The sequence below is a fragment of the Mizugakiibacter sediminis genome (assembly GCF_000953855.2).
Taxonomy (GTDB): domain Bacteria; phylum Pseudomonadota; class Gammaproteobacteria; order Xanthomonadales; family Rhodanobacteraceae; genus Mizugakiibacter; species Mizugakiibacter sediminis.
Map to the genome: position 1 here is coordinate 47,170 of NZ_DF970155.1, position 8,289 is coordinate 55,458.

General features: G+C 74.7%; 8 protein-coding genes. All 8 read left to right on the forward strand.

Features of this window, described 5'->3' with window-relative positions; genetic code table 11:
- The first annotated feature begins 95 nt into the window (after positions 1 to 95).
- Genes MBSD_RS02840 through fliJ form a run of 8 tightly spaced genes read left to right on the forward strand, consistent with a single transcriptional unit; the run spans position 96 to position 8,221 of the window.
- Positions 96 to 1,292, forward strand: a complete 1,197-nt coding sequence (locus tag MBSD_RS02840; protein WP_062534866.1) for a sensor histidine kinase — start codon at positions 96 to 98, stop codon at positions 1,290 to 1,292.
- Positions 1,289 to 2,635: a sigma-54-dependent transcriptional regulator gene (locus tag MBSD_RS02845; RefSeq protein WP_062534867.1), complete on the forward strand. Its 1,347-nt coding sequence runs from the start codon at positions 1,289 to 1,291 to the stop codon at positions 2,633 to 2,635. The genes MBSD_RS02840 and MBSD_RS02845 overlap by 4 nt, the downstream gene beginning before the upstream one ends.
- Positions 2,636 to 2,674: 39 nt before the next feature.
- Positions 2,675 to 3,013 carry a flagellar hook-basal body complex protein FliE gene (fliE, locus tag MBSD_RS02850; protein ID WP_062534870.1) on the forward strand — a complete coding sequence of 113 codons (339 nt, stop codon included), beginning with the start codon at positions 2,675 to 2,677 and terminating at the stop codon, positions 3,011 to 3,013.
- A 25-nt stretch (positions 3,014 to 3,038) separates the two neighbouring features.
- Positions 3,039 to 4,712, forward strand: a complete 1,674-nt coding sequence (gene fliF / locus MBSD_RS02855; RefSeq protein WP_062534872.1) for a flagellar basal-body MS-ring/collar protein FliF — start codon at positions 3,039 to 3,041, stop codon at positions 4,710 to 4,712.
- Positions 4,702 to 5,715 (forward strand): flagellar motor switch protein FliG, encoded by a 1,014-nt coding sequence (gene fliG, locus MBSD_RS02860; RefSeq protein ID WP_062534874.1) that lies wholly within the window; start codon positions 4,702 to 4,704, stop codon positions 5,713 to 5,715. The genes fliF and fliG overlap by 11 nt, the downstream gene beginning before the upstream one ends.
- A 39-nt stretch (positions 5,716 to 5,754) precedes the next feature.
- Complete coding sequence (locus MBSD_RS02865; RefSeq protein ID WP_062534876.1) at positions 5,755 to 6,402, forward strand: FliH/SctL family protein; 648 nt, start codon at positions 5,755 to 5,757, stop codon at positions 6,400 to 6,402.
- A complete protein-coding gene (fliI, locus tag MBSD_RS02870) occupies positions 6,399 to 7,778 on the forward strand; it encodes a flagellar protein export ATPase FliI (protein WP_425478088.1) in 1,380 nt (459 codons plus the stop codon). The genes MBSD_RS02865 and fliI overlap by 4 nt, the downstream gene beginning before the upstream one ends.
- Positions 7,775 to 8,221, forward strand: a complete 447-nt coding sequence (gene fliJ / locus MBSD_RS02875) for a flagellar export protein FliJ (RefSeq protein ID WP_114693189.1) — start codon at positions 7,775 to 7,777, stop codon at positions 8,219 to 8,221. The genes fliI and fliJ overlap by 4 nt, the downstream gene beginning before the upstream one ends.
- The last annotated feature ends 68 nt before the right edge of the window (positions 8,222 to 8,289 follow it).

Consider the following 8,289-nt stretch of genomic DNA (forward strand, 5'->3'; position numbering starts at 1 on the left):
GCGCGGCGGCGCGCGCAACCCGTTGAGGCGGCAGCGTTCCGCCGCCTGGCACGATCGTTGCGACGCCTCCGCGCGGAAGTCTCCCCGGAGCATGCATGAACGCCAGCGCCGAACAGCGGGCCAGCGAACTCGAGCGGGCCTTCGCCCTGTTCAACGACACCTCGCGCGTGCTCGCCGAGTCCTACCGCGAGCTGGAGCAGCAGGTCGCGCTGCTGCGCACGCAGCTCGCCGCCGCCGACGCGGCGCGCGAGCGCGAATCGCAGGCGCGCGCGCGCCTCGCCGAACGCCTGCACGGCCTGCTCGAGGCGCTGCCCGGCGGCGTGGTGGTGCTGGACGGCGACGGCCGCGTGCAGGAATGCAACGCCGGCGCGCGCGAGCTCTTCGGGCCGATGTCCCCGGGCGAGCCTTGGCCGGCGATCGCCGCGCGCGCCGTCGGCGCCGGCGCCGACGGCGGCACGTTGCGCCTCGCCGACGGCCGCAGCCTGGCGCTGTCGACGCGGCGCCTGCCCGGCGGCGGCGAGGTGCGGCTGTTCACCGACGTCAGCGAGGCGCGCGCGTTGCAGGCGAAGCTGGAGCGCCGTGAACGGCTGTCGGCGATGGGCGAGATGAGCGCGCGGCTGGCGCACCAGTTGCGCACGCCGCTGGCGGCGGCGCTGCTGTACGCCTCGCGGCTCGCCGAGGGCGGCCTCGACGCGACCACCGCGCAGCGCCTCGGCGGCAGGATCCAGGCCCGGCTGCGCCATCTGGAACGGCTGATCGCCGACATGCTGGCGTTCGCGCGCGGCGACGGCGCCGGCGCCGAGCGCATCGCGGTGGACGCGCTGCTCGACGAGATCGTGCGCGCGGCCGAGCCGCAGCGCGCGCCCGGCGCGCGCCTCGAATGCGCGGACGCGAGCGGCGGCGCCGCGCTGCGCGGGCAGCGCGAGCTGCTGGCCAGCGCGCTGACCAACCTCGTCGTCAACGCGCTGCAGGCCGCCGGCGCCGGCGGCTTCGTGCGCATCGAGGCCGGGCGCGCCGACGGGCGCGTCCGCATCGCCATCCGCGACGATGGCCCCGGCATCCCCGCGGAGCTGGCCGAGCGCATCTTCGAACCCTTCTTCACCACGCGCAGCGGCGGCACCGGCCTCGGCCTCGCCGTCGCGCGCGCGGTGGTCGCCGCGCACGACGGCGAGATCGCCGTGCACGGCGCGCCCGGCGCCGGCGCCACCTTCACGGTGTCGCTGCCGGAAGCGGACGCCGGACGCGCGCTGTCCGCCGCCGCCGTCGCGAACACGAGGACACCGATGCCATGAACGAACCCTGCGTGCTGATCGTCGAGGACGACGCCGACCTGCGCGAGGCGCTGCGCGAGACGCTGGAGCTGGCCGCCGTGCCGGTCGCCGAGGCCGCCGACGGCGAGCGGGCGCTGGCGCTGCTGGCGGAGCGCCCGGTCGGCCTGGTCGTCAGCGACGTGCAGATGTGGCCGCTGGACGGGCGCGCGCTGCTGAAGCGGCTGCGCCACGCGCACCCGCACGTGCCGGTGGTGATGATGACCGCGTTCGCCACGGTGGCGCAGGCGGTCGAGGCGATGCGCGAGGGCGCCGCCGACTACCTGGTCAAGCCGTTCGACGCCGCGCAACTGGTGCGGCTGGCGCGCCGTCACCTGCACGACGCCGGCGGCAGCGCCGAGGATCCGGTCGCCGTCGATCCGCGCTCGCGCGAGCTGCTGGCACTGGCGCGCCGCGTCGCCGCCAGCGAGGCCACCGTGCTGATCGGCGGCGACAGCGGCACCGGCAAGGAGGTGTACGCACGCGCCATCCACGCGCACTCGCCGCGCGCCGCCGGGCCGTTCGTCGCGATCAACTGCGCGGCGATCCCGGAGAACATGCTGGAGGCCGTGCTGTTCGGCCACGAGAAGGGCGCCTACACCGGCGCGCAGGCCGCGCATGCCGGCAAGTTCGAGCAGGCGCAGGGCGGCACGCTGCTGCTGGACGAGATCTCCGAGATGGGCCTCGGCCTGCAGGCCAAGCTGCTGCGCGTGCTGCAGGAGCGCGAGGTCGAGCGCCTCGGCGGCCGGGCCCCGATCGCGCTGGACGTGCGCGTGATCGCCACCAGCAACCGCCGCCTGCGCGAGGAGGTGGCCGCCGGCCGCTTCCGCGAGGACTTGTTCTACCGGTTGAACGTGTTTCCGCTGCACCTGCCGCCGTTGCGCGAGCGTCCCGGCGACATCCTGCCGCTGGCGCGCCGCCTGCTGGCACGCCATTGCCGCGGCCGCGCCGGGCCCGCGCTGGACGCCGCCGCCGAGGCGCGCCTGCTGGCGCACCGCTGGCCGGGCAACGTGCGCGAGCTGGACAACCTGCTGCTGCGCGCGCTGGTGCTCGCCGCCGGCGACACCCTCGGCGTCGACGCGCTGCGCTTCGAGAGCGACGAAATACCGACGCCCGCGGCGGCGGCCGACGGCGCCACGGCGCTGGACAGCACGCTGCGCCGTTCCGAGCAGGCGCTGATCTTCGAGGCCCTGCGCGCCGGCAACGGCAGCCGCAAGGCCGCGGCAGAGCGGCTCGGCATCAGCCCGCGCACGCTGCGCCACAAGCTGCAGCGGCTGCGCGAATCGGGCGTGGCGCTGCCGGTCGGCACGGCCTGTGCATCCCTGTGAGCAGCGTCGGAACGCCGGCGCCCGCAAAGGACATCCACGATGAGCCAGATCGACATCAACGGCCTGCTGGCGCAGATGCGCAGCCTGGCCGCGCAGGCGGGCGGCCCGTTCGCCGCCGCCGGCACGACGCAGGCGGACGCGGCCGCGCCGGGCCGCCAGGACTTCGGCGCGCTGCTGAAGCAGGCGGTCGGCGGCGTCGAGGAGACGCAACGCAGCGCCGGCCGGCTCGCCGACGCCTTCGAGCGCGGCGATCCGCGCGCCGACCTCGGGCAGGTGATGGTCGCGCTGCAGAAGGCCGACCTCTCGTTCCGCGCCATGACCGAGGTGCGCAACAAGCTGGTCGATGCCTACAAGGACATCATGAACATGCCGATGTGAGCGCCGCCGCCGGGACGCCCACGCCATGACCAACCTCGCCACCGCCAGCAACGCCGTTCCGCAGCGCGCCGCCGCGCGCATCAACCTCGCGCAGCTGCCCGGCGCGCGCCAGCTGCTGCTGCTGGTCGGCATCGCCGCCGCGGTCGCGGTCGGCGTGGCGATCGTGCTGTGGTCGCGCTCGCCGAGCTACGCGCTGCTGTACGCCAACCTCGACGAGAAGGACGCCGCGCAGGTGGTGCAGGCGCTGCAGGCCGCCGGCGAGCCGTACCAGCTCGGCGGCAGCGGCGGTTCGGTGTTCGTGCCGTCCGCCGACGTCACCTCGCTGCGCCTGAAGCTGGCCGCGCAGGGGCTGCCGCGCGGCAGCGCCGAGAGCGCGGCCGCCGCCGCCGACTCGCCGTTCGGCATGAGCGACTTCGCCGAGAAGGCGCGCTACCAGCAGGGCCTGGAAAACGACCTCGCCAACACCATCGCCAGCCTGCAGTCGGTGAAGAGCGCGCGCGTGCACCTCGCGCTGCCGAAGGCCTCGGCCTTCATCCGCGACCGCCGGCCGGCCAGCGCCTCGGTGGTGGTGACGCTGTATCCCGGCCGCCGCCTCGATCCCTCGCAGGTCGGCGCGATCGTGCACCTGGTCGCTTCCAGCGTGCCCGACCTCGACCCGCGCCAGGTCTCGGTGATCGACCAGCAGGGCCAGCTGCTCACCGCCGGCGACGGCGGCAGCGCGGCCGACGTCGCCGACGCCCGCTTCCGCCTGATGCAGAGCGTCGAGGACGCCTACGCCGCGCGCGTCGAGGAGCTGCTGACGCCGCTGGTCGGCGCCGGCCGCGTGCGCGCGCAGGTGGTCGCCGACATGGACTTCACCGAGACCGAGAAGACCAGCGAGACCTTCGACCACGACAAGCCGGCGCTGCGCAGCGAGCAGGTCAGCAGCGAGCAGCGCCGCGACGGCGGCGGCGAGGCGCAGGGCATTCCCGGCGCGTTGAGCAACCAGCCGCCGTCGACCCCGGCGCAGCCGACCGCGGCCAACCCGGCGGCCGGCGCCGCCGCGCAGCCCGCCGCGGCGGCGACGCAGGCGGCGGCCGCGCCCACCGAAAGTTCCAGCGCCGCCACGCGCAACTACGAGCTCGACCGCACCATCAGCCACACGCGCGCGCCGGTCGGCGCGATCCGCCGGCTGAGCGTGGCGGTGGTGGTGGACAACAAGCAGGCGGTCGACGCCCAGGGCGCCAGCAAGAGCGTGCCGATCGGCAAGGCCGAGCTGGCGCAGATGACGGAGCTGGTGAAGAACGCGGTCGGCTTCGACGCCGCGCGCGGCGACAGCGTGTCCGTGGTCAACGTGCCGTTCCACACCGAACCGGCCGCGGACGTGCCGGGCACGCCGCTGCTGTCGCGGCCGGGCGTGCGCGACGTGATCAAGCAGGGCCTCGGCGCGCTGGTGCTGCTGGTGCTGATGTTCGGCGTGCTGCGGCCGCTGTTCCGCAGCCTGGTCGGCCCGGCGGCGCCGCGCCGCGCCGCGCCGGCGCCGGCGCTGCCGGCGGCGGAACCGGCGCCGGACCGGCTGACGCTGGGCGCGGCGCCGGCCGCGGCGCAGGCGCCGCTCGACTACGACCAGAAGGTGACGCTGGCCAAGCGCATGGTCAGCCAGGACCCGAAGCAGGTGGCGCAGGTGGTGAAGAGCTGGGTGGCCGAGGATGGCGGCTGATCATCTGAGCAAGCTTTCCGGCGCGCAGCGCGCGGCCGTGCTGCTGCTGACGCTGGGCGAACAGGATGCCGCCGAGGTGCTGAAGCATCTCGGCGCGCGCGACGTGCAGAACGTCGGCACCGCGATGGCGGCGCTGAAGAACGTCTCGCGCGAGCAGGCCGACGCGGTGCTGGACAGCTTCACGCGCACCATCGAGCAGCAGACCTCGATCGGCGTCGGCACCGAGGAATACATCCGCAAGATCCTGGTCAACGCGCTCGGCGAGGACAAGGCCTCCAGCCTGATCGACCGCATCCTGCTCGGCCGCAGCACCAAGGGCCTGGAATCGCTGAAGTGGATGGAGAGCCGCGCGGTCGCCGAGATGATCGGCCAGGAGCATCCGCAGATCATCGCCATCGTGCTGGCGCACCTCGACCCCGACCAGGCGGCGGAAGTGCTGGGCTTCCTGCCGCAGCGCGTGCGCGCCGACGTGGTGATGCGCATCGCCACCCTCGACGGCATCCAGCCGCACGCGCTGCACGAGCTGGACGAGATCATGGAGAAGCAGTTCTCCGGCAACACCGCCAAGTTCAAGTCGTCCACGGTGGGCGGTCACAAGGCCGCGGCCAACATCCTCAACGCGATGGAGACGGCGCGCGAGACCGAATTGATCGAGGCGATCACCAAGGTCGACGCCAATCTCGCCCAGCGCATCCAGGACCTGATGTTCGTGTTCGACGACCTCGCCGGGCTGGACGACCGCAGCATGCAGACGCTGCTGCGCGAGATCTCCACCGACCGCCTGGTGATCGCGCTGAAGGGCAGCGAGCCGAACGTGCGCGAGAAGATCTTCGCCAACATGTCCAAGCGCGCCGCCGACATGCTGCGCGACGACCTCGAGGTGAAGGGGCCGGTCAAGCTGAGCGAGGTCGACGCCGCGCAGAAGGAGATCCTGGCGGCGGCGCGGCGGCTGGCCGACGCCGGCCAGATCAGCCTCGGCGCGGGCGGCGATGACTATGTGTAAGCGGCGCCGCGTCGTGTGCGCGGACAGGGGAGTGTAGCGATGAACTTGAGCGGCGTGCTGGCCCGCGAGCAGGTCGATTGCGCGCAGCGCTGGGAGTTGCCGGAGATGGGGCCGGCGCGCGCGCAGCCGCCGCAGACCCTGCGCAAGCTGGAAAGCCTGGAGGCGGAGGCGCGCGCCGAAGGCTACGCGCGCGGCCTCGAGGAAGGCCGCGCCGCCGCGCGCCGCGAGCAGGAGGCGCGCGTGCGCGAGCTGGAGGCGCTGCTGGACGCGCTGGCGCCCGCGTTCGCGCCGCTGGACGAGGCCGCCGAGCGCGAGCTGGCGCAGCTCGCGGTGGCGATCGCGCGCCAGCTGGTGCGGCGCGAGCTGCGCCAGCACCCCGACGAGGTGATCGGCGTGGTGCGTGCGGCGCTGACCGCGCTGCCGTCGTCGACGCGGCACGTGCGCGTGCACCTCCATCCCGACGACGCGCGCCTGGTGCGCGAGCACCTGGCCGCGCCGGAAAGCGGGCGCGCCTGGGAGATCGTCGAGGATCCGCTGCTGACCCGCGGCGGCTGCCGCGTCGCCAGCGAGGTCTCGCGCGTCGACGCGCGCCTGGAGACGCGTCTCGGCGCGGTGATCGGCGCGGTGCTGGGCGAGGGCCGCAGCGGCGACCTCGATGCCGGCGCGGCGCAGGAGGGCGGCGCGTGAGCGCGCGCCTCGCCCGCCTGCAGCAGGCGCGCGCCGCGCGCCTGCGCGAGCGCCTGGCGCTGCGCCGCGAGGCCGCCGCACAACCGCGGCCGCTGCTCGCCGAGGGCATGCTGCGGCGCGTGGTCGGCCTGACCCTGGAGGCGGTCGGCTGCGAGGCGCCGTTGGGCGGACGCTGCCTGGTCGACGGCGCCGACGGCGCGCGCATCGAGACCGAAGTGGTCGGCTTCGCCGGCGAGCGCCTGTTCCTGATGCCCACCGGCGAGATGCACGGCATCCTGCCGAACGCGCGCGTGGTGCCCTGCGATGCCGCCTCGGAGATTCCGGTCGGCGACGCGCTGCTCGGCCGCGTGATCGACGCCGGCGGCACGCCGCTGGACGGCGGCGGCCCGCTGCGCTGCAGCGAACACGCGCGCCTGAACGGCGCGCCGATCAACCCGATGGCGCGCCACCCGATCGACGAACCGCTGGACGTCGGCGTGCGCGCGATCAACGCGCTGCTGACCGTCGGCCGCGGCCAGCGCATGGGCCTGTTCGCCGGCTCCGGCGTCGGCAAGTCGACCCTGCTCGGCATGATGACGCGCTTCACCGACGCCGACGTGATCGTGGTCGGCCTGATCGGCGAGCGCGGCCGCGAGGTCAAGGAATTCGTCGACCACATCCTCGGCGCCGCCGGCCGCCGCCGCGCCGTGGTGGTGGCCGCGCCCGCCGACAGCCCGCCGCTCAGCCGCCTGCGCGGCGCGCAGCTCGCCACGGCGATCGCCGAGCACTTCCGCGACCGCGGCCTGAAGGTGCTGCTGCTGATGGATTCGCTGACGCGCTTCGCGCAGGCGCAGCGCGAGATCGCGCTGGCGATCGGCGAGCCGCCGGCGACCAAAGGCTATCCGCCCAGCGTGTTCGCGCGCCTGCCGGCGCTGGTCGAGCGCGCCGGCAACGGCGCCGACGGCGGCGGCTCGATCACCGCCTTCTACACCGTGCTGACCGAGGGCGACGACTACCGCCACGACCCGATCGCCGACGCCGCGCGCGCGATCCTCGACGGCCACATCGTGCTGTCGCGCGATCTGGCCGAAGCGGGGCACTATCCGGCCATCGACATCGAAGCCTCGATCAGCCGCGTGATGCCGGCGGTGGTGGCGAAGCCGCACCTCGACGCCGCGCGCCGCTTCCGCCAGGTCTATTCGGCCTATCGCCAGCAGCGCGACCTGATCGCGGTGGGCGCCTACCAGAAGGGCAGCGACCCGCGCGTCGACGAGGCGATCGCGCTGTGGCCGCGGCTGAGCGCGTTCCTGCAGCAGGACGTCGACGAACCGACCGCGCTGCGCGAGGCGATCGCCGCGCTGGGCGCGGCGCTCGAGCCCGACGGAGCCGCCGCGTGAGCCGCCGCGCCGACAGCATGGGCAAGGCCGCCGAGCTGGCCGGCGAGCGCGCCGGCAGCGCCGGCCGCCGCCTGGCCGAGCAGCAGCGGCTGCTGGCCAGCGGCGAGGCGCAGCTGCGCGAGCTCGAGCACTTCCGCGACGAGTACGCCGGCACCCTGCAGGGCGGCGTCGACGTGCGCGCGCTGCTCAACCACCGCCAGTTCCTGCAGCGCATCAACGAGGCGATCGAACACCAGCGCGGCGTCGTGCAGCGCCAGCGCGAGGCGCTGGAGCAGGAGCGCATCCGCTGGCTGGCCGCGCGCAGCCGCGCCAAGGCGCTGGAGAGCGTCGCGCGGCGTTTCCAGGACGCCGACCGCCGCGCCGACGAGCGCCGCGAGCAGGCGCAGGCCGACGAGCGCACGCAGCGTCCGCCGGCGGCGCCGTGGTCCGACGAGGACGGCTGATGCCGCCACGCCTGGCACGGAAGCTGCTGCGATCCGCCTACATTCTTATATAGAACGCATCCATGCCC